The organism is Octadecabacter sp. R77987 (genome assembly GCF_042466115.1).
In the GTDB taxonomy this organism is placed as follows: Bacteria; Pseudomonadota; Alphaproteobacteria; order Rhodobacterales; family Rhodobacteraceae; genus SW4.
The window spans coordinates 213,710-239,896 of the sequence record NZ_JAXHBQ010000001.1; the positions used below are offsets into that span (position 1 = coordinate 213,710).

The 26,187-nt window shown below is 61.8% G+C and carries 23 protein-coding genes, 1 tRNA gene and 2 pseudogenes; 16 read left to right on the plus strand and 10 right to left on the minus strand.

Annotated elements, in window-relative coordinates; translation table 11 throughout:
- Positions 1 to 12: 12 nt before the first annotated feature.
- Positions 13 to 1,341, plus strand: coding sequence for an ATP-binding protein (locus SJY21_RS01075; RefSeq protein WP_377504947.1), 1,329 nt, complete (start codon positions 13 to 15; stop codon positions 1,339 to 1,341).
- Here SJY21_RS01075 and SJY21_RS01080 read toward each other — a convergent pair.
- Both SJY21_RS01080 and SJY21_RS01085 read right to left on the minus strand, forming a co-directional pair.
- Positions 1,338 to 3,149, minus strand: a complete 1,812-nt coding sequence (locus tag SJY21_RS01080; protein WP_377504950.1) for a beta strand repeat-containing protein — start codon at positions 3,147 to 3,149, stop codon at positions 1,338 to 1,340. The genes SJY21_RS01075 and SJY21_RS01080 overlap by 4 nt on opposite strands.
- A gap of 41 nt (positions 3,150 to 3,190) precedes the next feature.
- The gene (locus SJY21_RS01085; protein WP_377504953.1) at positions 3,191 to 3,457 is read right to left on the minus strand and encodes a hypothetical protein; all 267 of its coding nucleotides are present in this window, start codon (positions 3,455 to 3,457) and stop codon (positions 3,191 to 3,193) included.
- 162 nt (positions 3,458 to 3,619) lie between these two features.
- On the opposite strand from SJY21_RS01085, the gene SJY21_RS01090 reads away from it, so the two are divergent.
- Positions 3,620 to 4,855 (plus strand): NnrS family protein, encoded by a 1,236-nt coding sequence (locus SJY21_RS01090; protein WP_377504956.1) that lies wholly within the window; start codon positions 3,620 to 3,622, stop codon positions 4,853 to 4,855.
- Here SJY21_RS01090 and SJY21_RS01095 read toward each other — a convergent pair.
- Positions 4,834 to 4,910: transfer RNA gene (locus SJY21_RS01095), tRNA-Ile, on the minus strand. The two genes, SJY21_RS01090 and SJY21_RS01095, sit on opposite strands and share 22 nt — an antisense overlap.
- A 118-nt stretch (positions 4,911 to 5,028) precedes the next feature.
- On the opposite strand from SJY21_RS01095, the gene SJY21_RS01100 reads away from it, so the two are divergent.
- Positions 5,029 to 5,265 (plus strand): hypothetical protein, encoded by a 237-nt coding sequence (locus tag SJY21_RS01100; protein ID WP_377504959.1) that lies wholly within the window; start codon positions 5,029 to 5,031, stop codon positions 5,263 to 5,265.
- Here the strand turns inward: SJY21_RS01100 and SJY21_RS01105 are convergent, their stop codons facing one another.
- The gene (locus SJY21_RS01105) at positions 5,266 to 6,180 is read right to left on the minus strand and encodes a sterol desaturase family protein (protein ID WP_377504962.1); all 915 of its coding nucleotides are present in this window, start codon (positions 6,178 to 6,180) and stop codon (positions 5,266 to 5,268) included.
- A 101-nt stretch (positions 6,181 to 6,281) separates the two neighbouring features.
- Here SJY21_RS01105 and purM point away from each other — a divergent pair.
- The 3 genes and pseudogenes from purM (at position 6,282) to rnd (ending at position 9,149) form a co-directional block, all read left to right on the plus strand.
- Positions 6,282 to 7,335: pseudogene (gene purM / locus SJY21_RS01110) on the plus strand (phosphoribosylformylglycinamidine cyclo-ligase).
- Positions 7,332 to 7,925 carry a phosphoribosylglycinamide formyltransferase gene (gene purN, locus SJY21_RS01115; RefSeq protein WP_377504965.1) on the plus strand — a complete coding sequence of 198 codons (594 nt, stop codon included), beginning with the start codon at positions 7,332 to 7,334 and terminating at the stop codon, positions 7,923 to 7,925. The pseudogene purM and the gene purN overlap by 4 nt, the downstream one beginning before the upstream one ends.
- A 63-nt stretch (positions 7,926 to 7,988) precedes the next feature.
- The gene (gene rnd, locus SJY21_RS01120; protein WP_377504968.1) at positions 7,989 to 9,149 is read left to right on the plus strand and encodes a ribonuclease D; all 1,161 of its coding nucleotides are present in this window, start codon (positions 7,989 to 7,991) and stop codon (positions 9,147 to 9,149) included.
- On the opposite strand, the gene SJY21_RS01125 is transcribed toward rnd, so the two are convergent.
- A complete protein-coding gene (locus tag SJY21_RS01125) occupies positions 9,146 to 9,628 on the minus strand; it encodes a hypothetical protein (RefSeq protein ID WP_377504970.1) in 483 nt (160 codons plus the stop codon). The genes rnd and SJY21_RS01125 overlap by 4 nt on opposite strands.
- 118 nt (positions 9,629 to 9,746) lie before the next feature.
- On the opposite strand from SJY21_RS01125, the gene SJY21_RS01130 reads away from it, so the two are divergent.
- On the plus strand, positions 9,747 to 10,154 hold the full coding sequence (locus SJY21_RS01130; protein WP_377504972.1) for a SufE family protein: 408 nt from the start codon (positions 9,747 to 9,749) through the stop codon (positions 10,152 to 10,154).
- Between the two features lie 63 nt (positions 10,155 to 10,217).
- Here SJY21_RS01130 and SJY21_RS01135 read toward each other — a convergent pair whose 3' ends face one another.
- Together SJY21_RS01135 and SJY21_RS01140 are read right to left on the minus strand one after the other, a co-directional pair.
- Positions 10,218 to 10,853, minus strand: coding sequence for a DUF1638 domain-containing protein (locus tag SJY21_RS01135; protein ID WP_377513100.1), 636 nt, complete (start codon positions 10,851 to 10,853; stop codon positions 10,218 to 10,220).
- A gap of 72 nt (positions 10,854 to 10,925) precedes the next feature.
- A complete protein-coding gene (locus SJY21_RS01140) occupies positions 10,926 to 11,627 on the minus strand; it encodes a corrinoid protein (RefSeq protein ID WP_377504975.1) in 702 nt (233 codons plus the stop codon).
- Positions 11,628 to 11,800: 173 nt separating this feature from the next.
- On the opposite strand from SJY21_RS01140, the pseudogene SJY21_RS01145 reads away from it, so the two are divergent.
- Positions 11,801 to 12,882, plus strand: a pseudogene (locus tag SJY21_RS01145) (PA0069 family radical SAM protein).
- Here the strand turns inward: SJY21_RS01145 and bmt are convergent.
- The 3 genes from bmt to SJY21_RS01160 form a co-directional block, all read right to left on the minus strand.
- The gene (gene bmt / locus SJY21_RS01150) at positions 12,879 to 13,892 is read right to left on the minus strand and encodes a betaine--homocysteine S-methyltransferase (protein ID WP_377504978.1); all 1,014 of its coding nucleotides are present in this window, start codon (positions 13,890 to 13,892) and stop codon (positions 12,879 to 12,881) included. The pseudogene SJY21_RS01145 and the gene bmt overlap by 4 nt on opposite strands.
- 29 nt (positions 13,893 to 13,921) lie before the next feature.
- Positions 13,922 to 15,826: a phosphatidylglycerol lysyltransferase domain-containing protein gene (locus tag SJY21_RS01155; protein ID WP_377504981.1), complete on the minus strand. Its 1,905-nt coding sequence runs from the start codon at positions 15,824 to 15,826 to the stop codon at positions 13,922 to 13,924.
- A gap of 171 nt (positions 15,827 to 15,997) precedes the next feature.
- A complete protein-coding gene (locus SJY21_RS01160) occupies positions 15,998 to 16,312 on the minus strand; it encodes a DUF1476 domain-containing protein (protein ID WP_377504984.1) in 315 nt (104 codons plus the stop codon).
- Between the two features lie 150 nt (positions 16,313 to 16,462).
- Between SJY21_RS01160 and purC the strand changes: the two genes are divergently transcribed.
- The 8 genes from purC to SJY21_RS01200 all read left to right on the plus strand — a co-directional run bounded on the left by purC (position 16,463) and on the right by SJY21_RS01200 (position 26,138).
- Positions 16,463 to 17,224, plus strand: a complete 762-nt coding sequence (gene purC, locus SJY21_RS01165; protein ID WP_377504987.1) for a phosphoribosylaminoimidazolesuccinocarboxamide synthase — start codon at positions 16,463 to 16,465, stop codon at positions 17,222 to 17,224.
- 48 nt (positions 17,225 to 17,272) lie between these two features.
- The gene (gene purS, locus SJY21_RS01170) at positions 17,273 to 17,503 is read left to right on the plus strand and encodes a phosphoribosylformylglycinamidine synthase subunit PurS (protein ID WP_377504989.1); all 231 of its coding nucleotides are present in this window, start codon (positions 17,273 to 17,275) and stop codon (positions 17,501 to 17,503) included.
- Complete coding sequence (locus SJY21_RS01175) at positions 17,503 to 18,546, plus strand: zinc-dependent alcohol dehydrogenase family protein (protein WP_377504992.1); 1,044 nt, start codon at positions 17,503 to 17,505, stop codon at positions 18,544 to 18,546. The genes purS and SJY21_RS01175 overlap by 1 nt, the downstream gene beginning before the upstream one ends.
- Positions 18,547 to 18,557: 11 nt before the next feature.
- Entirely contained in the window at positions 18,558 to 19,226 is a 669-nt protein-coding gene (gene purQ, locus SJY21_RS01180) for a phosphoribosylformylglycinamidine synthase subunit PurQ (protein WP_377504994.1), read from the plus strand.
- A 35-nt stretch (positions 19,227 to 19,261) separates the two neighbouring features.
- Entirely contained in the window at positions 19,262 to 21,025 is a 1,764-nt protein-coding gene (locus SJY21_RS01185) for an ATP-binding protein (RefSeq protein ID WP_377504997.1), read from the plus strand.
- Positions 21,026 to 21,036: 11 nt separating this feature from the next.
- A complete protein-coding gene (locus SJY21_RS01190) occupies positions 21,037 to 22,371 on the plus strand; it encodes a sigma-54-dependent transcriptional regulator (RefSeq protein WP_377505000.1) in 1,335 nt (444 codons plus the stop codon).
- An 18-nt stretch (positions 22,372 to 22,389) separates the two neighbouring features.
- The gene (locus SJY21_RS01195) at positions 22,390 to 23,127 is read left to right on the plus strand and encodes a hypothetical protein (RefSeq protein ID WP_377505003.1); all 738 of its coding nucleotides are present in this window, start codon (positions 22,390 to 22,392) and stop codon (positions 23,125 to 23,127) included.
- Positions 23,128 to 23,540: 413 nt separating this feature from the next.
- Positions 23,541 to 26,138, plus strand: a complete 2,598-nt coding sequence (locus tag SJY21_RS01200) for a ribonuclease E/G (RefSeq protein ID WP_377505006.1) — start codon at positions 23,541 to 23,543, stop codon at positions 26,136 to 26,138.
- Positions 26,139 to 26,187: the final 49 nt, after the last annotated feature.

Sequence of the window (26,187 nt, forward strand, 5' to 3'; positions counted from 1 at the left end):
TACGTTTAGCCCATGTTCTTTGCAATGCTCAAACACTACATGCCGCGCTCGCTTTACGGGCGGGCGGCGTTGATCCTGCTCTTGCCGGTGATTTCGCTGCAATTGGTGGTGTCGGTCGTCTTTATCCAGCGCCATTTCGAGGGCGTGACCGAACAGATGACCCAATCGGTGCAGCTTGATCTGGCTTTTCTGGCGCAAACCGTTGAAAACGCGCCGGATTTGGCGCTGGCGCAGGCGGAGGGCCAGGCGTTGGCCACACCGCTCCGGTTGGAAATGACCCTTCCCGCAGGCGATATGCCCGCCACCGATACGCGCCGCTTTTACGACTTTTCGGGGATTGTCGTGATGCGCACCCTGCGTGAATCCTTGCCTGACCTTCGGATCGTGACCCTGCCCAATGACCGCGACATATCGCTGTGGTTTGAAACGCGTCACGGGGCGATGCTGGTGGAATTTGCCCGCGCGCGGGTTTCGGCGTCCAACCCGCACCAACTGCTGGTGCTTATGGTGGTTCTGGGCGTGTTGTTGACGCTGGTTTCTTTTGTTTACCTGCGCAACCAGTTGCGTCCGATCAAACGGCTGGCGACCGCCTCGGCGGAATACGGCAAGGGGCGCGTTGTGCCTTACAGCCCCTCTGGTGCCACCGAGGTGCGTGCCGCAGGGGCGGCGTTTCTGGATATGCGCAACCGGATCGAGCGCCAGACCGCGGCGCGCACGATGATGTTGTCAGGTGTCAGCCACGATTTACGCACGCCGCTCACGCGGTTGCGTCTGGGGCTGACCCTGCTTGATGATCCCGACGAGGCGGCGCCCCTGATCCGCGATGTGGACGATATGCAGCGCCTGCTTGACGGGTTCCTTGAATTTGCGCGCGGGGATGCCGGTGATGCGCCCGATATGGTCGATCCCGCCGCCCTGCTGCGCCAGGTGATCGCCGATGCGCAGCGGATGGGGCAGGCGGCCCGGTTGGGCACGCAGGACGGTGTAACACCGCCCCAGTTGGTGTCCCTGCGGCCGATGGCGATCCGGCGCGCGTTGGAAAACCTGATCGGCAACTCCCTGCGCTATGGCACGCGCTGCGAGGTGTCGCTGACCCTCACGGACCGCGCGATCCGCTTTTCGGTCGAGGATGACGGCCCCGGAATAGCCGTTGAAAACCGCGAGGAGGCCTTGCGCCCCTTTGCCCGACTTGATCCGGCCCGCAATCAGGATCAGGGCACGGGTGTCGGTCTTGGCCTTGCGATTGTGGCTGATATCGCGCGCAGTCACGGCGGGAGCCTGCGCCTGGAGGACAGCGCGCGACTGGGCGGTCTGCGCGTCGATCTGGTGCTGGCCCGCTAAAGGATGAAATCAGCGGCCGTCAGGGTGCTGGCATCCACACCCGTCAGGGTGATTTCGCTGAAAGGGCCGGCCATCATGTCAAAGCTTGCGATGACCCGCAGTTGCGTATCGGCCCCGTCCTGCCAGATCAACAATTGCCCGATGCTTGGGGCAGGGCCGCCGCACATGGACCCACCATGCGATATTCCAGCTGCGACGAACGGGTCGTAAAAGCGCAGGAATGTCGCGGTGATTGCCGACAGATCAATCTGATCGCCGGTTGCGAAATCGCTGATCGTGTCGCTCCCCGTTGTCGGCGCAAAGATGAACACATCGGCGCCCATGCCACCTGACAGGGTGTCATCGGCGGCGCCGCCTGTGATCGTGTCGCTGCCCGCACCCCCCGACAGGGTCACGCCTGCGCTATCTGCACTGGCATCCAACGTGTCGTCATAGGCGGTGCCGGTGATGTTTGCCAGATTCACAAACTGTGACGGGGTTGTCGGATCAAAATCCCCGCCCCAGAGCGCACCGCTGCCATCCCCGTCAAAGATCGCCGTCAAGGCACTGCCTGCACCGGTCAGGTCCAGCGTTGCCGCACCGCCCGATGCACCATCGTTGAGCGCGGTGAGGGTCAGGGCAGTCTGCCCCGTTGTGACCCCAAGGAGATAACTGAAATCAACGGCTTGGCCGGTGACATTCATGTCGATATCAAGACCCGCCAGCCCCGTTGTGGCGCTAGCCAGCGTCAGCACAGTGCCTTGGCTGATCGCGGCGCTGGTCAGGGTCACGGAGATATCGTTCAGGTCCAGCGTGCCACTGCTGGTGATCGTATCCGTTTGCGTTCCATCACTGTGCAGGGTCAGGGCGGTGCCCGCGTCAAGTGTCAGATCGCCCGTGGTGACAACAGCGCCGCCTGCGCCGTCACCGACCACCAGATTGGCGGTGTCCAGACTGATCCCGCTGCCCAGATCGGCACCGTCAAGCAAGGTCAGCATACCGCCAACCTCAAGCGTATGTGCGCCACTTAAGGTGCCTGTGACGGTCATGTCGCCCGTGATTTCGGCGCTGTCAGTCAGGGTAAAACTGCCGCCCGTCTGGGTCACATTGCCGTCAAACAGCGCACCACCGAACATGATCAGCGTGGTGCCGGAACTGGTGTAGTCGCCGGTCACGCTTGCGCCCAGTGCAAGGCGCAGCATGGCAGCGTTATCAATCGCGCCGACAATCGCGCCGTAGTTGGTCAGCGTGCCGCCTGTCAGGGTCAGATCGCCAGTGATCACGGCCCCGCCATAGTTGGTGAGGTTCGCGCCAAAGGTCTGTGTCAGATCGGCCGTTATCGCGCCAAAATTGGTGACATAGCCGTTTTCACCGTTTGCCAGTGTGACGGCATCCAGCGTGGTGCCGGTGTTGATCGTCAGTTGCGCCAGCGCGCCCAAACTGTCGCCCAGATTGGTAAAGGTGCCGACGCCATCCAGATCGCCGTTCAGCGTGAAACTGGCGGTGCTTGCCGTGTCACTGGCGTCATTGGCGATATCATCCGCGCCAAGGGTCAGTCCGGCGCTGGTGATTGTGGTGGTGCCCGTCGCATCAATCGCCGCAGCCGTGCCGGATATGTTCGCCACACCGCTGTTGGTAAATGTGTCGATCAAAGTGCCGGAACTTGTGAAATTGCCAGCCGATGTGACGGCGCCGTGCCATGTTCCGGTTACAACCAGCCCGGCTGACGATGCAAGCGTCACAGGGATAACCGCGCCGATATCGGTGCCCGCAACAGTCAGCGATCCCGATCCGGTCAGCGTCAGCAGGCTGGTGCTGGTAAAGGGCACGGCAATTGTCGCGCTATGTCCGAAGTTGGCGATATGGATGGTCAGCCCCAGCCCGTATCCATCAAGGCGCCGGTCGTGCTGGAAAAGGTATAGCCGCTGGCCGTCAGGCTGATATCTGCGGGCGCGACCGTGGCCAACAGATCGACCGTGCCGCCGATCCCGCCGAAACTGACGCTGTCCCCATTGCTGAATGTGGTGTTGGTCACGCCGCCATTGGCTGTGAAAAACGACAACCCAAAGGACCACGCGCCCGCGCCCCCTGTGACAGCACTGTCACCGGTTACCGTGTCCCATTGCAGGATCGCCATGTTCATCCCGTTGTTGCGTTAAGGAACGGTTAACCGCGAGTGGGTTAATTTTTGGTTAACGCGCGGGTGGCGCAAGCGCGGCTGGTGCGTTTGAATTGGTATTTACAATGCGCATTAAAATGCCTATCGCCAAGACGCGTTTCAGCATCCAGAGGCAGGATCATGGCAACCACAGCCGAACAAATGCGCGCCTGGCGCGGGCCGGCGATTTTCAGCTTCGGGTTCCGCCCGTTCTTTCTGGGGGCGGTGGTTTGGGCGGTGCTGGCCATGGGGCTTTGGATTGCCGTGCTGGCGGGCCAATTCAGCCTGCCCACGTCCTTTGATCCGGTGTCATGGCACGCCCATGCCTTTTTGTTTGGCTACTTGCCCGCGGTCGTTGCGGGGTTCTTGCTGACGGCGGTGCCAAACTGGACGGGGCGGTTGCCCATCGTTGGCTGGCCCCTGGCGGCGCTGTTTGCACTTTGGGTTGCAGGGCGGGTGGCGGTCACGCTATCGGCCCTGATGCCGCCGATTGTCGTGGCGCTGGTTGATCTGGCAATGCCTGTGGCATTGGCGGCAATGATCGCGCGCGAGATTGTGGCAGGCAAGAACTGGCGCAACCTGATCGTGCTGGCGATGCTGGTCGCGCTGATCCTTGGCAACTTGGTGTTTCATATTGAGGCAGCGCGCGGAGATTTCGCCGCCCAAGGCTACGGGCTGCGCATCGGCCTTGGGGCAGGGCTGATGATGATTGCGGTGATCGGCGGGCGGGTCGTGCCATCATTCACGCGCAATTGTCTGGTGAAACGGCAATCGGGTGTGCTGCCCGTGCCACCGATGCAACGGTTCGACAAGCTGGCCCTGCGGGCGCTGCTGGCGGCTTTGCTGGTCTGGCTGGCGCAGCCAGTGTCGGTGTTTGCGGCGGTGTTTCTTGCCCTTGCCGGGTCACTGCACCTGATGCGCCTGTCGCGCTGGGCGGGGCTGCACACGCTGCGCGACCCTCTCGTGCTGGTCTTGCATCTGGCCTATGGTTTTGTGCCGCTGGGCGCACTTGCCCTTGCAGCCAAGATTGCCCTGCCTGCCGCCGCCGGGTTTGGCGCCGTGCAGCACCTGTGGATGGCGGGCGCGATCGGCCTGATGACGATTGCGGTGATGACCCGCGCCAGTCTGGGGCATACGGGACAGGCGCTGCGGGCCGGGCCGGGCACTGTCGCGATCTATCTGGCGCTGTTTCTGGCCGTTGCCCTGCGTGTGCTGGCAAGCCTGACACCCGCCTTTGCAATGACGGCCTATGCCCTTGCGGGACTGTTCTGGATCGTCGGTTTTGGCGGCTTTGCACTGGTTTACGGCCCACTTTTGTTGCGTGCCCGCCCTGCCAAATCGCTTGTGGGGGAAAATGGTAGGCCCGGCAGGACTTGAACCCGCAACCAAAGCGTTATGAGCGCTCTGCTCTAACCAGTTGAGCTACAGGCCCCCGCGCGATGTCGTATCATGGCGGGCGGGGTGGTCAAGCGTGCGGGACAAATTTCTAGCGTGCTGAGCCTTGGTCTGTTAACGATTCTCGTATTGGAAAACTGATAGGGGAAAACATTATGAAGTTCTTTCTTGCTGGATTGGCCATTGTGACGGCTTCGTCTGCGACGGCTGGTATTGCGACAGCCTACACAACGGTCACGCCATCGGGTTCCGGTGATGCTGCGGGTGCGCTGGTTGTGATTGTCGTGCTTGGGGCGTTGATGTTGATAAACGGGCGCGGCACGACAACACGCAACACCGCCCCCCGCGAAAGCACCGATCAAACCGACGATGATGTGATCATGAAGTTCTGATCATACGCCGGACTTGGGAAACACCATCCGGCGCAGCGGATCAATCAGCATAGGCCCCAAACGCTGTGTCATAAGCGGCGCATCGACGGGGCCTTCCAGCCCGAATTTGATCTGTTCATCCTTGCGGATCAGATAAAGGGTGCCGAACATCCAGTCCCACAGGGCAAGGGATTGGCCGTAATTCTTGTTGAAGTGCTGCGGGTTGATCGAATGATGCACCTGATGCTGCGCGGGTGAAATCACGATCCGTTCAAGCAGCGGACCAAAGCTGATCCAGATGTGCGAATGATGAAAGTTTGTAAGCACAAGATTCACGGCGACGATAAAGGCATTCGCCCCGGCAATCTGCGCAAAGCTGAGATCAGCACCAAACCCGCCGATCAACAGCCCGAAAATCACACCGAAAATCACCGCATTGACGGATGTGGTCACAAGGCTACCGATCGGATGGATGCGGTAGGCCGTGAGCGGTGTCAGAACGGCCGCGCTATGGTGCACCGCATGCAGGGGCCACAGTGTCTTGATCGTATGAAAACCGCGATGGATCCAATAAAGTGAAAAGTCGGCAACAAGGAACATCAACAGCGCCATTGCAACCGGTGAAACCTGCGACTGGTCGAATATCGGCCCCGGTCCATATTGCGCGACCCAAGCGGCGACAACCGGCGTTGCGGCAAAGCGCGCGCCGAACCGGAAAAACACCATCACTTGACCAAGGGCGAGTAACCACAAGTCAGTGCGTGTCGAATCGTGCGTCCAGATCGCCTTGGGAAACAGGAAAGCCCAAAAACTTCCGCCGATATGGCGATATTTGAACCAGAGCCAGCCAATCAACACAAAGGTCGCGATATAGACAGGCGACAAAAGCTCGCCCAGCCCCAAAAAACCTGAAAGATATTCGCGAATGCGCTCCATTGGGTCAAGATTTCAGCCAACTGTGCATTGGTCAAGCGCGCCTGTTGCCCGTAGCCGCCAAAAGCGCTATCGCCAGCGCAAAGGTTTCAAGGGGATGTGACATGGCTGCAGATCACGGCAAGAACGGGCTGACCTATGCGGATGCGGGCGTGGATATCGACGCTGGTAATGCGCTGGTGGATCGCATCAAGCCGGCCGCCAAACGCACGCAGCGCAGCGGCACGATGGCGGGGCTTGGCGGTTTTGGCGCGCTGTTTGACCTCAAGGGGGCAGGGTTTGTTGATCCGATCCTTGTGGCGGCCACAGATGGCGTTGGCACCAAGCTGCGCATCGCCATTGATACCGGCAACGTCGATGGCGTGGGGATTGATCTGGTCGCCATGTGCGTCAACGATTTGGTGTGTCAGGGCGCCGAGCCCCTGTTTTTCCTTGATTATTTCGCAACCGGCAAGCTGGAACTGGATCAGGCCGCGCGCATCATCGAAGGCATCGCGACCGGCTGCGAGCGTTCGGGCTGCGCGCTGATCGGTGGCGAAACCGCAGAAATGCCGGGCATGTATCCGGCGGGTGATTTCGATCTGGCGGGGTTCAGCGTGGGCGCGATGGAGCGCGGCCATGACCTGCCGCGCGATGTGGCGTCGGGCGATGTGCTGCTGGGGCTGGCCAGTGATGGCGTGCATTCCAACGGGTATTCGCTGGTGCGCCGCGTTGTCGAACGCTCGGGCCTTGCTTGGGGCGATGCCAGCCCGTGGAGCGATGAGAACTCTGGGCGCGGCCCTACTGACGCCCACGCGGCTATATGTAAAGCAGGCGCTGGCGGCGGTGCGGGCCGGTGGCGTGCACGCTTTGGCGCATATCACCGGTGGCGGGTTGACGGAAAACCTGCCGCGCGTCTTGCCCGATGGCATGGGCGCCACGATTGATCTGGACAGCTGGACGCTGCCGCCTGTTTTCGCGTGGCTGGCCGATCAGGGTGGAATGGATGCGGGCGAGATGCTCAAGACCTTCAACAGTGGCGTGGGCATGGTGCTGGTCGTCGCCCCTGATCGGGCGGATGCGCTGGCCGCTTTGCTGGCTGCTGCGGGGGAAACCGTTTACCGCATGGGCCAAGTGAGCGATACCGCAGGGGTCGCCTACACGGGCACGCTGCTGTGACAAAGCGGGTCGCCATCCTGATTTCCGGTGGCGGGTCGAATATGGTCGCGTTGGCGCAGTCGATGGTAGGCGATCACCCTGCGCGCCCTGTCCTGGTGCTGTCCAATGATCCTGACGCGGGCGGCCTGGCCAAGGCGGCCGATCTGGGGATCACAACAGCCGTCGTTGATCATCGCAGTTTTCACAATGATCGCAGTGCGTTCGAGGCGGAACTTAATGCATCACTTGAAGTTTCACAGCCGGATATCATTTGCCTTGCGGGGTTCATGCGTATCCTGACCGCGGATTTCACGGCGCGCTGGGACGGGCGGATGCTGAATATCCATCCCTCGCTTTTACCCAAATACAAAGGGCTGCACACACATGCGCGCGCGCTGGATGCAGGCGACAGCGAACATGGCTGCACCGTGCATCAGGTCACTGCGGCGCTGGACGGTGGGCCAATTCTAGGGCAGGCCCGCATCGCGGTGCACGCGGATGATACGGCCGACACATTGGCCGCGCGGCTGCTGCCGATGGAACACGCGCTTTACCCTGCGGTGCTGCGCAGGTTCGCGCGTGGTGACATGACCCCTGTGATGCTGCCTTAGCGGCCTTTCCTTTGGCGGGGGCTTGGCCTATCACTGGGAAAACGCGCAGCGGAACAGGCCCTTATGAAAACCATCACAACGACTGACGATCTTGCGGAATTTTGCACGCGGGCGGCCGCGTTCCCCTATGTGACGGTCGATACCGAGTTCCTGCGCGAACGCACCTATTATTCAAAATTGTGCCTGATCCAACTGGCCTTCGCGGGCGATGGCAAGGACGATGCCGTGCTGGTTGACCCGCTGGCGGAGGGGCTGTCGCTTGATCCGCTTTATGAACTGTTTGCCGATCATGGCGTTGTCAAAGTCTTCCATGCGGCGCGCCAGGACCTTGAAATTTTCTATGTAGATAAAGGGGTTATCCCCGAACCCCTTTTTGACACCCAAGTTGCGGCGATGGTCTGCGGCTTTGGCGAACAGGTGGGGTATGAAACCCTAGTGCGCAAGATCGTGCGCGAACAGGTCGATAAATCCTCGCGTTTTACCGACTGGTCGCGCCGCCCCCTGACGGATGCGCAAAAGATATATGCGCTGGCCGATGTGACCCACCTGCGTGGCGTTTACGAATTTCTGTCCGCGGAACTTGCCAAATCGGGCCGCCACAAATGGGTGGCCGAAGAAATGGCGATCCTGAACGCGCCCGAAACCTACCGCGCCGACCCGGATCGCGCGTGGGAGCGGGTCAAGACCCGCACAAATTCCGGCAAGTTTCTGGCGATCGTGCGCGAACTGGCACGGTTTCGCGAATCTTACGCGCAGTCGCGCGATGTGCCGCGCACGCGGGTGTTCAAGGATGATGCCCTTGTCGAGCTTGCCTCGACCAAACCGGCCAGTGAACAGGATCTTGGCCGCGCGCGCCTGCTGCTGCGCGAGGCGCGGCGTGGCGATATCGCCGCCGGTATTCTGGAGGCCGTGCAGGCCGGGATCAATACCCGCCCCGAAGACATGCCAACCCCGGACCGGTCGCGCGAAAAGCTGCAGGTGAACCCCGCTTTGGCCGACCTGCTGCGTGTGCTTCTCAAGGCCAAGGCCGAGGGCGAAGGGGTGGCGCAGAAACTGATTGCCAACGCATCAGAGCTTGATCTGATCGCCGCGGGGCAACGCGATGTTGCGGCCCTGAAAGGCTGGCGCAAAGAGGTGTTTGGCGATGATGCCCTGCGCCTGTGCGAAGGCAAGGTGGCGCTGGCCGCCAAAGGCGGCAACGTGGTTGCTGTCAATCTGGACTAGCGCCGCGCGGTGCGCGCGTTCTGTGCACCCTGCACACGCACCGTGCGGATGCCCGCCAGTTCGGCGGCGCTGAGGGTAAAGGCCGCATCAATCCGGCGTGACCGTTCCGGGCCGATGGCCTGAAACCCGGCGGGCACTTCGGCGCGGAAATCCAGTGTCATCACGCCGTTTTCAATACTGGCCAGCACCAGTTGCGCGTTGAAATACCCCTGTGTCGCCGCCACGCCCGTGGCCTGCACGATGGCGCCCCCCGGTGTGCGGTCAATCCGCATGGCGGCCACGCTTTGCACCAGTTGGCGCCCCTCGACAACCTGCGTGCGCCGCGCTTCGGGCACCAACGGGCGCACCTCAGTAGGGGCTGTGGTTTCCACGGTGCTGCGCCCGAACCAGTTCATCGGGTTCAGGCGCGACTCCGCGATGCGTGCGCATCCCGAAACGGTCAGGGCAATCGCAGCCGAAAGGAGCAGGGGACGGATCATGATATGGACCTTCAATTCGCTTTGCCAATTGCTAGCCGATCAGCGCGCGCTTGAAAAGCACGCACTGGACCTCGGGCCGCGCAGTCCCTAAATCAGGGGCAGGCAAAAGGGGACAGGCATGGCCACCGAAAACTTTGAAGAAATCGCGGAAACCTTTGAGTTCCTTGACGATTGGGAAGACCGCTATCGCCATGTGATTGATCTGGGGCGCGCGCTGGACCCGCTGGAGGATGCGTTCAAGGTGCCCGCGACCAAAGTTGACGGCTGCGCCTCGCAGGTGTGGTTGCTGCCCAACACCGATGACGGCGTGTTCACCTTTCGCGGTGACAGCGACGCGATGATCGTGCGCGGGCTGATCGCGGTGCTGGCCGCACTTTACAACGGGGTGCCGGTAGGCGAGGTGGGCGCGATCGACGCCCGGGCCGAACTGGGGCGGTTGGGGCTGAACGATCATTTGTCGGCGCAACGCTCCAACGGGCTGCGTGCAATGGTCGAACGGATCAAACTGGCTGCTGCGCAGGCATGATATTTGCGGGGGGCGCTGCCCCCGTCCTGCGGACTCCCCCGGAGTATTTTTGAACAAAAGAAGTCAGGTGCGCGGGATCGCGGCAAGGGTGGTGGCCAGATCGCCGTAGCCTGTCGCGCGGCGTTCAAATGCAAGGCCAAGGCGGGCCGCGCAGTCTTTGGCTTTGGCTGTCAGGGCAGGGTCATCGGTTTGTGCCTGATAGACCAGTTTTTCGTAATTGCCGAAATACATGTCGCGCAGGTCCGGGTGGCGATCAAGGCCCAGGGGTTTCCACACAAAGGCATCAAACTGGCGCACGAGAAAGTCGGTGAGGTAGAAGGCGGTGATTTCGTCGCGCGCGGCAAAAGCATCGTTGCCTTCAAAAAACGAATAGCAATGCGGGCCCTTGACCATTTCAACGCCCAGTTCCTTGCACTTTTCCAACAATTGTCCGCCCGTGCCGCAATCGGCATAGACGACAAAGATGTCGTCGTAGGCGTCACGGTGTTTTGTCACGGCCGCTGCAATTGCGGGGGTGATTTTGTCAGGCGTGTTGTGAAAGATCGCCGGCAGGCACTGTAAATCCAGATGATCCCAGCCGTTCGTCGATTTCAGCGCAAGGATTTCATGGGCCAGCGCGCCGCAAGCCAGCAGCAACACCCGGCCCTGCCCCTGGGGGGCAAGGCCTGTTCGGGTCAGGCTGTTGTCGTCGGGTTGCATCATGATCCCCCAAGAAAAAGGCCCCGCGCCAGCATGTGACACGGGGCCGATCTTTGCAAATGCGGCCGTGTCCTAGGCGCTGGCACCCTGATTGTGCTTGCGTGCCATGAATGTCTTGGCGGTTTCCACGGCGACGGCGGCGTCACGGCAGTAGGCGTCTGCACCGATGGCCTTGCCGAATTCTTCGTTCAGGGGCGCACCGCCGACCAGCACCGTGTAATCTTCACGGATGCCTTTTTCGACCATCGTGTCGATCACGACCTTCATGTAGGGCATGGTCGTGGTCAGCAGGGCGGACATGCCGAGGATATCGGGCTGTTCGGCCTCGAGCGCTTCGAGGTAGGCCTCGACCGCGTTGTTGATCCCCAGATCAACCACTTCAAAGCCCGCACCTTCCATCATCATGCCCACCAGGTTCTTGCCGATGTCATGGATGTCGCCCTTGACGGTGCCGATCACCATCTTGCCCACACGGGGCGCGCCGGTTTCAGCCAGAAGCGGCTTGAGGATGAACATCCCGCCCTTCATCGCGTTGGCGGCCAGCAGCACTTCGGGCACGAACAGGATGCCGTCGCGGAAATCGTGGCCGACGATTGTCATGCCACCGACAAGCGCTTCGGTCAGGATGCGGTAGGGCTCCCACTTGCGTTCAAGCAGGATGTGGACGCCTTCCTCGATCTCTTCCTTGAGGCCATCATAAAGGTCGTCGAACATCTGCGCGACAAGGTCCTCGTCGTTGAGTTCGCTTAGAATGATGTCATCGTCTTCGGACATGGGTTGCTCCCGCATGGGTGTTTCTTGGGGGTCAGAATTGCGCCGAAACGTCGCAACTGGCTGAACCGATTGCGACACTGCCTGAACCGTGACCGACTTTGATGCAAATGAAAAATGTGTGGATTTGTGATGTGGCGCTTTCATTTGTTCCCGTTATGTTCTAAATTTTTGTCATGTCCCATGCACCGCCCCCCTTGCACGGTGCCGCCCTTGGGCGCGCAGCGCAAAGCAACGCCACCAACCGGTTCGAACCCTACGCCCGCGAGGCGGTGGATGACGGCTGGGCGCGCGATGATGATTTGCCGCCCCTGCGCACCCAAGTGCGCATAGAAACGCCGCGCCGTGCCATTTCGCGCAACACCTCGCCCGATCTGTCGTTTGACCGGTCGGTCAATCCCTATCGCGGGTGCGAACACGGCTGCATCTACTGTTACGCGCGCCCCGGTCATGCCTATCTGGGGATGTCGCCGGGTCTTGATTTCGAGACGCAGCTGGTGGCACGCCCCACCGCCCCCGACCGGCTGCGCGAAGAACTGTCGCGCAAAGGGTATGTGCCCGATACACTGGCGATTGGCACCTATACGGACCCCTATCAACCGATTGAAAAGTCGTATGAAATCATGCGCGCGCTGGTGCAGGTTCTGGCGGACTTCAATCACCCGCTGGCGATTGTCACCAAGGGTGTTCTGATTGAACGCGACATTGATCTTCTGGCGCCGATGGCAGCAAAGGGGCTGTTGCGGGTCGGCATTTCGCTTACCAGTCTGGATGCGCGCGTGTCGCGCCTGATGGAGCCGCGTGTGCCCGCGCCCAAGCGACGGCTGGCCACGATCCAGCGCCTTGCCGAGGCGGGGATACCGGTGCGTGCGATGGTGTCGCCGGTGGTGCCGGGGCTGACCGATCACGAGGTCGAGGGGATCTTGGCGGCTTGCGCGGATGCGGGCGCGGTCTCGGCCAGCTCGATTGTGCTACGCCTCCCGCGCGAGGTGGCGCCGCTGTTTGCCGAATGGGTGCAGGCGCATTTTCCCGACCGCGCGGCGCGGATCATGAACCGTGTGCGCGACCTGCATGGCGGCAAGGATTACGATCCGGCCTTTGGCACACGCATGACGGGGCGGGTGAATGGGCGGCGCTGTTGCGCGGGCGGGTCAGGGTTGCGACGGCGCGGCTGGGTCTGGATCGCAAACTTGCGCCGCTGCGCAACGATCTGTTTGCGGTGCCGCCGCGGGCGGGTGATCAATTGGCACTGTTCTAGCCGCGGCGTCGACCGCGGCGGGGTGCGCGCACGGGGCCGGCCCCGTCGGTGCCGTCCGAAGCCGAGGAAAACGCGCCAAGCTGCGTGGTGATCTGGTCCAGTGTCGGACGCGGACCTGCGGGACGTGTTTCAAGGGCGTCACGCATGGCGCGCAGGTGTTCGGGCATGGTGCCACAGCACCCGCCGATGATCGTCGCCCCCGCATCGCGCGCCAGGACCGCGTAATCGGCCATCAGCGCAGGCGTGCCATCATAGTGGATGTGGCCATCGTGGTATTTCGGAATGCCGGCGTTGCCTTTGGCGATGACCGGCTGTTCCGGTCCCACGGCGGCAAAGCCCAGGATCGTGCGCATCAGATCGGACGCGCCTGTGCCGCAATTTGCCCCGAATGCCAAGGGGTTATGGGCCAGCTTGCCGACCATCTTGACCATGTCGGCACTGGTCAGCCCCATCATCGTGCGCCCGGCCGTGTCAAAGCTCATGGTGCCGCACCAGGGCATGTCGGCCAGCGCGAAAGCTTCGCTTGCGGCGATGAATTCCTCGGCGGCGCTGATCGTTTCGACCCAAAGGACATCGGCCCCGCCTGCTTTCAGCCCCTCGGCCTGTTCGTGGAACAATTCCACAGCGCGTTCATGGGTCAGCGTGCCCATGGGCGCCATGATTTCACCGGTCGGGCCCACTGATCCGGCCACGACAACCGGCCGGCCGGCCTTGTCGGCAACGTCGCGGCCGATTTCGGCGGCGATGCGGTTCAGAGCATGGACGCGCGCTTCGGCCCCGTGCAGTTTCAGGCGCGAGGCATTGCCGCCAAAGCTGTTGGTGAGGAAAATGTCGCTCCCCGCATCGACGGCCCCTTTGTAAAGCGCGGTAATCCGGTCGGGGTGCTGTTCATTCCACATTTCGGGCGCGTCACCCGACATCAACCCCATGTTGAAAAGGTTCGTGCCTGTCGCGCCATCGGCCAACAGCCAGTCGCGGGTTTCAAGCAGGCGGGAAAGGGCGTTTGTCATGATCTGGCGGCCTGTTCATTTGGCCAGGGTCAGCCCCAGCCGGTAAGATTTGCCACAGGGCCATGACACGGGTTGCCCCCGTTTTCAAATGTATTTTCTGCATAAAGATTATCATCCTGCCGGGCGAGCGATGTGCCGCGCAGGCGCGGCGGGTGGTGAATGGCATAGGCTAGGACCAGACCGGCACGCAAAACGGCAATCCAGCTGGGCGCGCAAAGGTAAAGCGGCTGCCAGCGTGGTGCGAAACTTTGTTTGAAGCGGATCAACCCCGATGCAGGGCGCGCCAGTCTTTCAGGCAGACCAATCGGCGCGGCAGCAAGCCCAAGCGCGGCGATACCTTCGTGCTGCGCGGCCGTGATCGCGGCCACGATCAGCGCGTGCATCGTGCCATCGGGCAGATCATCGCCGTGGCGCATCAAATCAAGCGACCACGCATCGGCGCTGGTGTGAAAGGTGACGAATCCGATCAGGGTTTCACCTGCATGGGCCAGAAACACCCGTTGTTCGCGCAGGGCGTGCAGATCGAACCGGCCCATCGACACGCCTTTTTCGCCACCGTGGCGCGTCGCCCATGCGCGGGCCAGCAAGCGCATCTCGGCGATGGGCAGGGTGGCGGGCTGGCTGATTGTCACGGTCTTTTCGGCGTGGCGCAGTTTGCGGCGCAACTGGCGGTGTTGCGGCCCCTCAAGCGACCATTGCGCGGGTGTGATCAGCGCCTCGGCCCCGATCCGGCGCACGGCCCATCCGGCGCGGCGCGCGCGCAGGGCCGTGACGGCGCCGCATTTATACAAGGCAGGGCGGCGGCCCAATCGGCGCGCGATCCGCGCAATATCGGTATGGTCGGCGGCACCCTTGGGCGTACCGATGGCGCAGGCGTGCCCCATGACAGCTTGCACCATCCAGCCGTTTTGCCCATCGCTCCAGAGGGATGCGCCTTGCTGGCACAGCGCCCATTCGGGATGGGGCGGGTCCTGAAGGGCGCGGGCAAGGGGCAGGCCACGCAGGGGCATCAGTGATTGCGCCGCGCGCGGTGCGCGCAGCAATGTCACAAAGGCCAGCGCGGCCGGCACAGCGTAATAGGTCACGCGAAATGCGATCAAGGCTGCCAGCACCGCCGCGTCATCCACCATCGGCAGGCAGGCCAGCAATGCCAGATCAAACGCGCCGATCCCGCCGGGTGCATTTGACAGCAGCCCGGCTCCCAGCGCCAGCAGATAGGCCGTGAAAAACAGGGCAGGTGCGGGCGCGACACCGCTGGGCAAAAGGACATAAAGCGCAAGCGCGGCGCAGCCCGTATCAATCAGGCACCAAAGCAACATCGCCCCCAGATCGCCAAGCCCGGTGCGCGCACCAGTCTTGCGCAGCATGAAAAAGGTCGCCACGGCCGCAAGCCCGATCAGCGCTGTCGCCCCCGACAGGGTTTGCGCCATTGTGCCCGGAAGGGGCAGGCCGGTCAGCGCCACCATCAACGCGGCCACAACCGCCCAAGCGGCCAGAAACGACAGGCTGACCAGCACCGAAATCTGCGTTGTGCGCCACAGCCCAAGGGCGGGCAAGCAGCGCCAGCGCACCAGGGCGCCCGTCAGGCTGCCAAATCCAAGGGTCTGCCCGAGGGCAATCGCGCGCATTCCCGCGCGGCGCGCATCCACCGGTGCCACACCCGTGGCCATCAACTTGTGGACCCCTGCGTCATATTGCCCGACCGCGCAAAAACTGGCGAAAGTCGCCAATCCCGACAGCGCCCACTGCGCGGGCGTGGTTGCCTGCAGGCTGGCCCAGACATGACCGGTATCAATGTCGCCCATCCGTTGCGCCAGCATCACGCCAAACACGACAAGTGCCGCGATGGGCAACAGGCGGCCCAGGATTTGCCAGTCGCTACCGGCGGTGGCGCGCGGCCTGGCGCGCGGGTCCATGTGAGATTTCTGTGTCATTCCGGCCCCCCGAAAACGCCGGTCCACCGGCACGTGCCAAGCCTTAGGCCGCGCAGATGAAAGGCGCGTTAACAGCGCCCGTCACGATTGCGGCGCACCGGGTAATCACCCCGATGCGCCGCATTTTTTCATTGAAAACCGCGCGATTTGCCGCGCATGTTTATGAAAATCTTAGATTTCTTGCAAAAGCTGTGCCTTGGCCTGCGCCATGCATTCGGCCATCTTGGCGCGGATCGTGGCCTCGTCTGCCTTGTCACCGATATCGGCGAACAGCTTGCGATAAACGTCCTCGTGGCCCGCTTCTTCAAAGTCGGCCTTGACCACTTCCTTGGCGTATTCGGCGGCGTCCTCGCCTGTCTTGCCCAGCAAGTCCGCGGCCCAAAGCCCCAGCAGTTTGTTGCAGCGGGCCTCGGCCTTGAACTGCATTTCGGCGTCATGGGCGAACTTGGCTTCAAAGGCGTGTTCGCGGTCATCAAAGGTGGACATGGGCGGGGACCTCTTGGTTGAAATAACGTTACATCAGATATGCCCCGCTGGGCGCTTGCCCGCAAGGGGGGCTTGGCGTATGACGCGGCCTAAGTCGCGTGCTGCCCCGCGCCCCGCACCGGGGTGCCGCCGCGACAGATGGAGCAATGCATGGCACGTCGCAAGCTGGTCTATGAAGGCAAGGCCAAGATTCTTTACGAAGGCCCCGAGCCCGGAACGCTGGTGCAATACTTCAAGGATGACGCCACCGCAGGCAACGGTGAAAAGAAGGCCGTGATTGATGGCAAGGGTGTGCTCAACAACCGCTTGTCCGAATTTTTCATGACCGGATTGGCCGCCATCGGCGTGCCGACCCATTTCATCAAACGCCTCAATATGCGCGAACAGCTGATCCGCGCCGTCGAAATTATCCCGCTTGAAGTGATCGTGCGCAACTATGCAGCCGGGTCCATGGCCACGCGGTTGGGCATGGAGGAAGGCACGCAGCTGCCCCGCCCGATCATCGAATTCAGCTACAAGGACGATTCCCTTGGCGATCCGCTGGTCCCCGAAGAATATATCATCGCCTTTGGCTGGGCGACGCAGCAGGACATGGATGATATCGTGGCGCTTGCGTTGCGGGTGAACGACTTCATGTCCGGCGTCATGCACGGTGTCGGCATCAAGCTGGTCGATTTCAAGATCGAAGTGGGCCGCGTCTGGGATGGCGACTACCAGCGCCTTGTGGTGGCCGACGAAATCAGCCCCGACAGTTGCCGCCTGTGGGATCTCGAAACCGGCAACAAGCTGGACAAGGACGTGTTCCGCCGCGATCTGGGCAACCTCACGGACGCCTATACCGAAGTCGCGCGCCGATTGGGTGTGATGCCGACGAACACCGCAACAATGCCGAAACCGACGCTGATTAACTAAACGTCGGATTTTGAGTTGTAATGCCAAGATGAAGATAAAGGTGAGACCATGAAAGCACGGGTTTACGTCATGTTGAAAGACGGGGTTCTGGACCCGCAGGGCGCGGCGGTGCAACACGCCCTTGGCGCGCTGGGGTTTGGTGGCGTCAACGGCGTGCGTCAGGGCAAGGTGATCGAGCTTGATCTGGCCGATGGCACCACCGAGGACACGGTCACGCATATGTGTGAAAAGCTGCTCGCCAATACCGTCATCGAAAGCTACCGCATCGAGGTGATCTGATGCGCGCGATGCAGCTTGATCAGTGGCGTGCGCCGCTCCAAGCTGTGGACCTGCCGACACCTGATGCGCCTGCTGGTGGCGTCACCCTGCGCCTGCTGGCCTGCGGCGTGTGCCGGTCTGATTGGCATGTCTGGACGGGGGCCGACCCCGATGTAACGCTGCCCCATATCCCCGGTCACGAATACTGCGGTGAAGTTGTCGCCGTGGGGCAGGGGGTGACGCGCTGGCGCATGGGGGATCGCGTGATCGCGCCCTTCATTCTGGCCTGTGGGCAATGCCCCGCCTGCGCGCGCGGCCAGCAAACCACTTGCGACCGCCAGATTTTACCCGGCTTTACCGCCCAGGGCGCCTTTGCCGAAATGATCGCCGTGCCCTTTGCCGATACCAACCTCGCGGCCCTGCCAGACGGCATGGATCCCGCATTGGCCGCCGCCCTTGGCTGCCGTGTAACGACCGCCTGGCAGGCCTTGACGGGTCGCGCGGCGGTGCAGGCGGGTGAATGGGTTGCGGTGTTTGGAACGGGCGGCGTGGGATTGTCGGCGGCCCTGCTGGCGCGCGGATTGGGCGCGCGGGTGATCGCGGTGGATACAGTCGCCGACAAGCTGGCCCATGCACAGGCACTGGGCGTGGATCATGTGGTGGATGCCAGCGCGGGCGACACAGTCGCACAAATCCGCGAGATCACGGGCGGCGGCGCCGATGTCGCGATCGAGGCCTTGGGCATAGCCGCCACCGCCGTGCCTGCGCTGCAATCCCTGCGCAAACTGGGACGTATGGTGCAGGTGGGGATGCCCGCGGGCGATCATGCCACCATGGCCTTGCCGATGGACGCGGTTTACGGTGGCCAACTGGCGATTTTCGGCACGCGCGGGATGCCCGCGTGGCGCTATCCGACATTGCTTGACTTCATTCAAGCGGGCCATGTGGACTTGACGCCGCTGATCGCGCGGCGCATTGCGCTGGGCAAGGTCAGTGACGAACTGGCCGCCTTTGATCATCCTGCACCGCCCGGCGTGGCGGTCATCACCGACTTTAGCCAATAACGGAGCCCGACATGAAAGCTGGCGTCATCGTTTTCCCCGGATCGAACTGTGATCGTGACATGGCCGTGGCCCTGCGCGATGCAGGCGCGGATGTGCAGATGATCTGGCACAAGGACGCGGACCTGCCCCAGGGGCTTGATATCGTGGCGATCCCGGGCGGGTTTTCCTTTGGTGATTACCTGCGCTGCGGGGCGATTGCCGCACAGTCACCGATTTGTCGCGCCGTGGTGGCCCATGCGGATCGTGGCGGGTTTGTGCTGGGGGTGTGCAACGGCTTTCAGGTGCTGACCGAAACCGGCATCCTGCCCGGTGCGTTGCTGCGCAACCGGAACCTGAAATACATCTGCCGCACGATTGGTTTGCAGGTTGAAACCGCCGATAGCGCCTTTACCCAAGGGTATCGGGCCGGCGACACCCTGCAGGTGCCCATCGCCCACCATGATGGCAATTACTTCGCTGATACCGACACGCTGGCGCGTTTGCGCGGCGATGATCGCGTGGCCTTCACCTATACCGACAACCCCAACGGATCGGTGGCCGATATCGCCGGTGTCCTGAGCGCGAACCGCCGTGTGCTGGGCATGATGCCCCATCCCGAACGCGCCGCCGAAGCCGCCCATGGCGGCACCGACGGGGCGGCAATGTTTCGCGGATTGGCCGACCAGCTGGTGACTGGCTAGTTGCCCGAAAGGGTGGCGCGGCGTAAGCTGGTGAAATGGCGCAGAACACGGACACCGACACACGGCTGGCGGCGCGCGGCAAGCGGGCCGAACGGCTGGCTTTGGTGGCGATCTGTCTGGTTGCGATCGGCGTCATCTATTTCACCAACCAGCTGCTGACCAAACGGTTTACCGAAAACACCCGCAACCGCGCTGAAATCCGCCTTGCGCTTTATTCGGCCAACCTGATCAGCGAATTGCAGCGCAATTCCATCGTTCCGCAACTGCTGGCCCGTGATCCGGCCTTGATCGGCGCGCTCAATTCCGGGGATTATTCGCAATCGACCCAGCGCTTGCTGTCGTTTGTCGATGAAATCGGCGCGGCCTCGCTGATGTTGCTGGATGTGGACGGGCGCACGGTGGCCGCGACAGATCGCAACCGGCTGGGCGAAACCCACCGTGGCGCGCCTTATTTTACGGATGCATTGCGTTCAAACGCGACCGTGTTCAGCGTGCAGGAACGCGAAAGCACCGGCTATTCCTTTACCTATTCGCGCAAGCTTGATGATGGGGGCGTCTTTCTTGGGGTGATCACCGTCGAGGTTGATCTGGCCAAACTGGAACGCAGCTGGGCGGGTATTTCGGATGCGGTTTTCGTGACCGACAGCCAGGGCCAGATCATCCTGACCACGGAAGGGCGCTGGCGCGGGCTGACCGAAGTCGAGGCGCTGGCCCGTCAGGACGCCCCGTCAGCGATCCAGCGCGCGTTGCAGGCGACGCAGGACTGGACCTCGCTTCCGATTGACGCCTATTTGCAGGGCGAAGGTGTCATGCGCCGCGAGGCCCGCGTGCCGTTTCAGGGCTGGCGCATGGTCAGTTTCACCACCTATGCCAGCGTGCGCGAACGGGTGAACAGTGTTCTGGCCCTTGAAATCATGGGGTTCGCGATCCTGCTGGCGGCCGGTTTCTGGTTCACATCGCGCAAATCTGTAGTGCGGATGCGCGTGTTCCAACGGGAATCCGCCGAACTGCGCCTGCTCAACCAGCGGCTACAGCGCGAGATTGCCGAGCGCGAAAAGGTCGAAAAAACTCTCGAGGTGGCCGAACAGACCCTTGCGCAATCTTCAAAACTGGCCGCTTTGGGTGAAATGTCGGCCGCCGTCAGCCACGAATTGAACCAACCGCTTGCGGCGATGAAAACATATCTGGCGGGCGCGCGCCTGTTGCTGTCGCGCAAGCGCCCCGACGAGGCGCTGTCGTCGTTCCAGCGGATTGATGATCTGATCGAACGGATGGGCGCGATCACCAAACAGCTGAAATCCTATGCCCGCAAGGGGGCCGACACCTTTGAACCGGTGGATACGCGCGATGCCGTGACCTCGGCCCTTGGCATGATGGAGCCGCAACTGCGCCAGCGCCACGTCAGCATCACCCGCACCCTGCCCAGCGAACCGGCGATGATCTTCGGCGACCGGATGCGCTATGAACAGGTGATCATCAACCTGTTGCGCAACGCGCTTGATGCGACCAAAGGCGTCAAAGACCCGCAGATTGATATCGTTCTGGCGGTGGGCGAAACCGTCACGCTGTCGGTGCGTGACAATGGCGAAGGCATTGCCGATCTGGATGCGCTGTTCGAGCCGTTCTACACAACCAAGCAGGCCGGTGACGGGGTCGGGCTGGGACTGGCCATTTCTTCGGGGATCGTCAACGACTTGGGTGGGCGATTAACCGCCCGAAATGCCACATCGGGGGGGGCTGTATTTGAAGTTCGCCTGCCTATCTGGAAAGAAGAGAGCGAGATTTCCGCAGCAGAATAGGGCGTGGACGAATGGCACAGGCAATGAAGATCGCAATCGTCGATGATGAAAAAGACATGCGTCACTCGATTTCGCAGTGGTTGGCGCTGTCGGGATTTGACACCGAAACATTCGCCAGCGCCGAAGAAGCCCTGCGCGGCCTTGGCCCCGACTATCCCGGCGTGGTAGTCAGCGATATCAAGATGCCCGGCATGGACGGGATGCAATTCCTCAAGAAACTCAAGGGAGTGGACAGCACTCTTCCAGTGATCATGATCACCGGTCACGGCGATGTCCCGATGGCCGTCGAGGCAATGCGCATCGGCGCGTTCGATTTTCTGGAAAAGCCGTTCAACCCCGACCGGATGACCGAACTGGCCAAGAAGGCCACGAATGTCCGCCGCCTGACGCTGGACAACCGCGCACTGCGCCGCGAATTGTCTGACGGCAGCGCCCTGATAAAGAAACTGATCGGCGCCAGCCCGGTGATGGAACGCCTCAAGGAAGATATCCTTGATCTGGGGCAGGCCGACGGCCATGTGCTGGTCGAGGGCGAAACCGGCACCGGCAAGACCCTTGTGGCCCATGCGCTGCACGCCGTGGGCGCACGCGCCAGCAAGAAATTCGTGCTGATCAGCTGTTCGGCCTATGACGAGGACGCGCTGCAAAAGCGCCTGTTCGGCCCCGCAGGGCAGGACGATCCGATTCCGGCCATGGAAGAGGCCCGCGGTGGCACCCTGGTGCTGGAAGACATCGAATCTCTTGGGCCGACCGCACAGGCGCGCCTGCTGCAGGCAATCAACGATCAGGGCACGCCCGCCGAAACCCGCATTGTCGCGATCTGCAACCTGCAAGACGAAGGCAAGACCTGCGAAAGCGAGCTGCGCGCCGATCTGTTTTACCGCCTTGCAGCCCTGCGCATCACTGTCCCACCGCTGCGCCAGCGCGGCGAGGATATCCTGACGCTGTTCACCCGTTTGGGCGAACAATTCGCCGAAGAATACGGCTGCGACGCACCGCAGGTCAGCGCGCAGGAAGCCGCGCAACTGCTGCAAGCGCCGTGGCCCGGAAACGTGCGCCAGCTGATCAACGTGGCCGAGCGCGCCGTGCTGCAAAACCGCCGTGGCACAGGCACCATCGCATCGCTGCTGATGGCCGACAACGACGAAAGCCGCCCCGCGATGACCACCGAGGGCAAGCCGCTGAAAGATTTCGTCGATGCGTTTGAACGGATGTTGATCGACAACACCATGCGCCGCCACAAGGGCAGCATCGTCAACGTGATGGACGAATTGTGCTTGCCCCGCCGGACCCTGAACGAAAAGATGGCCAAGTATGGCCTGCAAAGGTCTGATTATCTGGGGTGATCGGTCCCGCGCGTGGCAGTGATTTATCTTTTCATGTATTTCCTGACCTACGGCGTGCCGTTGATCGGGACGGCAATCCTGATTGTGCTGATCGCGAAAGTCGTCTTTCGGGGCGCATGGTGGGGTTGGCTGCTTGCAGCGGCAGGCGTGATCGCGGCAAGTTGCGTGCCGTGGTGGCTGGACCGTCAGGAATTGCAACGCGAAGTCGCCGCATTTGCCCCTGACGAGATTATCCCCGACACCCTCACCTTGGCCCCCGGTGCTTTGTGGCATATCGAAGAGGGCAATCATGCGGGCGTGACCTGTTCTTGGGAATGTGATTTCGGTGATTTTCCCTTTGTAACCAAGGTGGACAGTGGCGGCGTTGAATATGCCCTACAGCTTGGCAGCTCTGGCCAACCCATTGATCGCCATAACCTTTGGGACGGTCTTTATGATGTGACGCGCGCCCCGGGTCAGGATTTTCCTTATCAATACGCCTATATCGGGTTGTCGATCTATCGCGACTACGGCGTGCCGCAATCGGGCGATTATCGCAAGCCGCATTGGCCGGCGTCGGGCAAAGGCGTGCATATGTTGGTGGTCTTGCCAGCTGACGGAATACTGGATTTCGCAACCGCTGACGTGCTTTATCGCCGCCATAACGTGCAGCGTGACATGGCGCAGCCGTTCTTTTGGGGGCAGGCAACGCAGACCGTTCAATACCCCTCTACCAAGATGATATTTGACGACCTGCACGCGGTTGCCACGCGCTAATTGCCTGTGCGACACACTTAGACGTTGTAATATGCGCCCATCCTCCCCTATGTATAAGCCACGGACGGTTGCCATGACGCTTTGCGCAAAAGTCCGGTGAGTTTCTCTGCCAAAGGCCGCGCGGCCACAGTCGCCCCTTCGTCAGACCAAGAATGTGGTCCCTCAAGTCATTTGACGGGACCAGATAAACAGCCCGCGGGCGCTGTTGGACAACCAAAGCGCCGGGCATTGAATGGGCCGCAGTTTTCTGCGGTCGGAGAAGAAACGCGATGCAACGCGCGCAAACGACAGGCACAAGTGAACGGGGCGCAATGCCCTGCATCAGTGCCTTTGCGCCAATCGCCCTTAATAGACATGCCAGCCAGACAATCGCGCCCCCCGGCGGGATTTATGCTGCCGTGTGATCGGACAACATGGCCAAGAAAATGCTTATCGATGCGACCCACCCGGAAGAAACCCGGGTCGTGGTCGTGGACGGAAACAAAGTCGAGGAATTCGACTTTGAATCTCAAGCCCGCCGCCAGCTGGCGGGCAATATCTACCTTGCCAAGGTAACACGGGTCGAACCCTCGCTTCAGGCGGCGTTCATCGACTATGGCGGCAACCGCCACGGATTCCTTGCGTTCAACGAAATCCACCCTGATTATTATCAGATTCCGGTGGCCGATCGCCAAGCGCTGATCGCCGAGGAAAAGGCCTATGCCGAAGCGCAGAAGGCCGAAGCCGAAGCCGAGGAAAGCAAGCCCAAACGGTCGCGCCGCCGCCGCAAACCCAAGGCCGCCGAGGCTGAAGGGCAGGACGCCGTAACCTCCGCCGATCCCGTTGAAACGACCGAGGATGAAACCTCGGGCGATATCGCGGGTATGGAAACCATTGATCTGGACGAAGGCGCCAGCCCGATGGAAACCGTTGGCGAAACCCCTGTGGAAACGCCTGCGTCAGATGATGACGAACAGCCCTATGTCGCGATGGATGACGCCGCCGAAAAGGACGAATCCATCGAAGTTGTCGCCGACGAGGACGACAGCGAAGATGTGCGCCCCGTGCGCAAACCCCGCCCCAAGCGCTATAAGATTCAGGAAGTGATCAAGGTGCGCCAGATCCTTCTGGTGCAGGTCGTCAAGGAAGAGCGCGGCAACAAGGGCGCGGCCCTGACCACCTATCTGTCGCTGGCGGGCCGTTACTGCGTGCTGATGCCCAACACGGCGCGCGGTGGTGGTATCTCGCGCAAGATCACCAATGCTGCCGACCGCAAGAAGCTGAAAGAAATCGCCAACGAAATCGACGTGCCCGAGGGGGCCGGCCTGATCGTGCGCACGGCAGGCAGCCAGCGCACCAAGACCGAAATCAAGCGCGATTACGAATACCTGCAACGCCTATGGGAACAGATCCGCGAGCTGACGCTGAAATCCACAGCGCCCGCGCCGATCTATGAAGAAGGTAACCTGATCAAACGCTCGATCCGCGATCTGTATTCCAAGGAAATCGACGAGGTGATCGTCGAGGGCGAGGGTGGTTATCGCACCGCCAAGGACTTCATGAAGATGATCATGCCGTCCCACGCCAAGAACGTGAAAAACTATACCGAAGCAATGCCGCTGTTCGCCCGTCATCAGGTGGAAAGCTACCTGTCGGGCATGTTCAACCCCACGGTGCAACTGCCGTCGGGTGGTTATATCGTGATCGGCGTGACCGAAGCGCTGGTCGCCATCGACGTCAACTCGGGCCGTGCCACCAAGGAAGGCAGCATCGAGCAGACAGCGACCAAGACCAATCTGGAAGCCGCCGACGAAGTGGCGCGCCAGTTGCGCCTGCGCGACCTTGCGGGCCTGATCGTGATCGACTTTATCGACATGGACGAGCGCAAGAATAACGCGGCAGTCGAAAAGCGGTTCAAGGACAAGCTGAAAACAGATCGCGCGCGCATTCAGGTGGGCCGGATTTCCGGTTTCGGCCTGATGGAAATGTCGCGTCAGCGCCTGCGCCCCGGCATGATCGAGGCCACGACCCAGCCCTGCGCCCACTGCCACGGTACGGGCCTGCTGCGCTCAGATGACAACCTTGCCCTGTCGATCCTGCGCCAGATCGAGGAAGAAGGCGTGCGCGGCCGCAGTAAGGAAGTGCTGGTCAAGGCACCCACAGCCATCGCCAACTATCTGATGAACCAGAAACGCGATCACGTGCTGGGCATCGAGGCCCGTTACGGGCTGTCGGTGCGGGTCGAGGCTGATCCCTTCATGATCTCGCCGGACTTTGCGATTGAAAAGTTCAAGACCGCCAGCCGCGCGGTGGCCGAACCTGCCGTCAATGTGATTTCGTCCGATACGGCGGTGATGGCCGGTGTGGTCGAAGATGACGAGACCGAGGAAACCGTGCCCCAGACGCGCGACGCGTCACAGGCCACACCTGAAAATGGTGACGGCGAAGGGCAACCCAAGAAACGCCGTCGGCGTCGTCGGCGGCGGCGCGGCGGCGGCAATGGTGAAGGCAACGGCGATAACCAGAACGGTGAAAACGCCGATGTCACTGCACAAGGCGATGACGTGAAAACCGCAGAGGCACCTGCCGAGGTTGCGGCCGCAGACGACGCCCCTGCCAAGCCCAAGCGCACCCGCACGCGCCGCAAGCCCAAGGCCGAAGACACAGCCGAGGCGGCCCCGGCCGAAACGGTAGTAGAAGCCGATGCGGTCACTGACGCTGAACCCGCTGAAAAGCCGGTGAAAAAGCGCGCCACGCGCAGCCGCAAAAAGCCCGAGCCAGCAGCCGAACCGGTCGCCGAGGCGGTCGCCGAACCGGCAGCCGAGGAAGCCCCCAAGGCACCGCGCAAACGTGCATCCCGCGCCAAGGCCAAACCGGCGGCCGACGTTGCCGAAGTTGCCGAGGCCGCCGCGCCCGAACCCAAAGTGACCAAGGCTGCGAAAGCCGCAAAGGCTGAAAAACCCGCAGCACCGGCCAAGGCCGCGGATGATGGCAAGCCCAAGCGCAAGGGCTGGTGGTCACTGGGCCGCTAGGGCAGACGAAAGCAAGATCAGGACCGCTGCGCATCACTGCGTGGCGGTC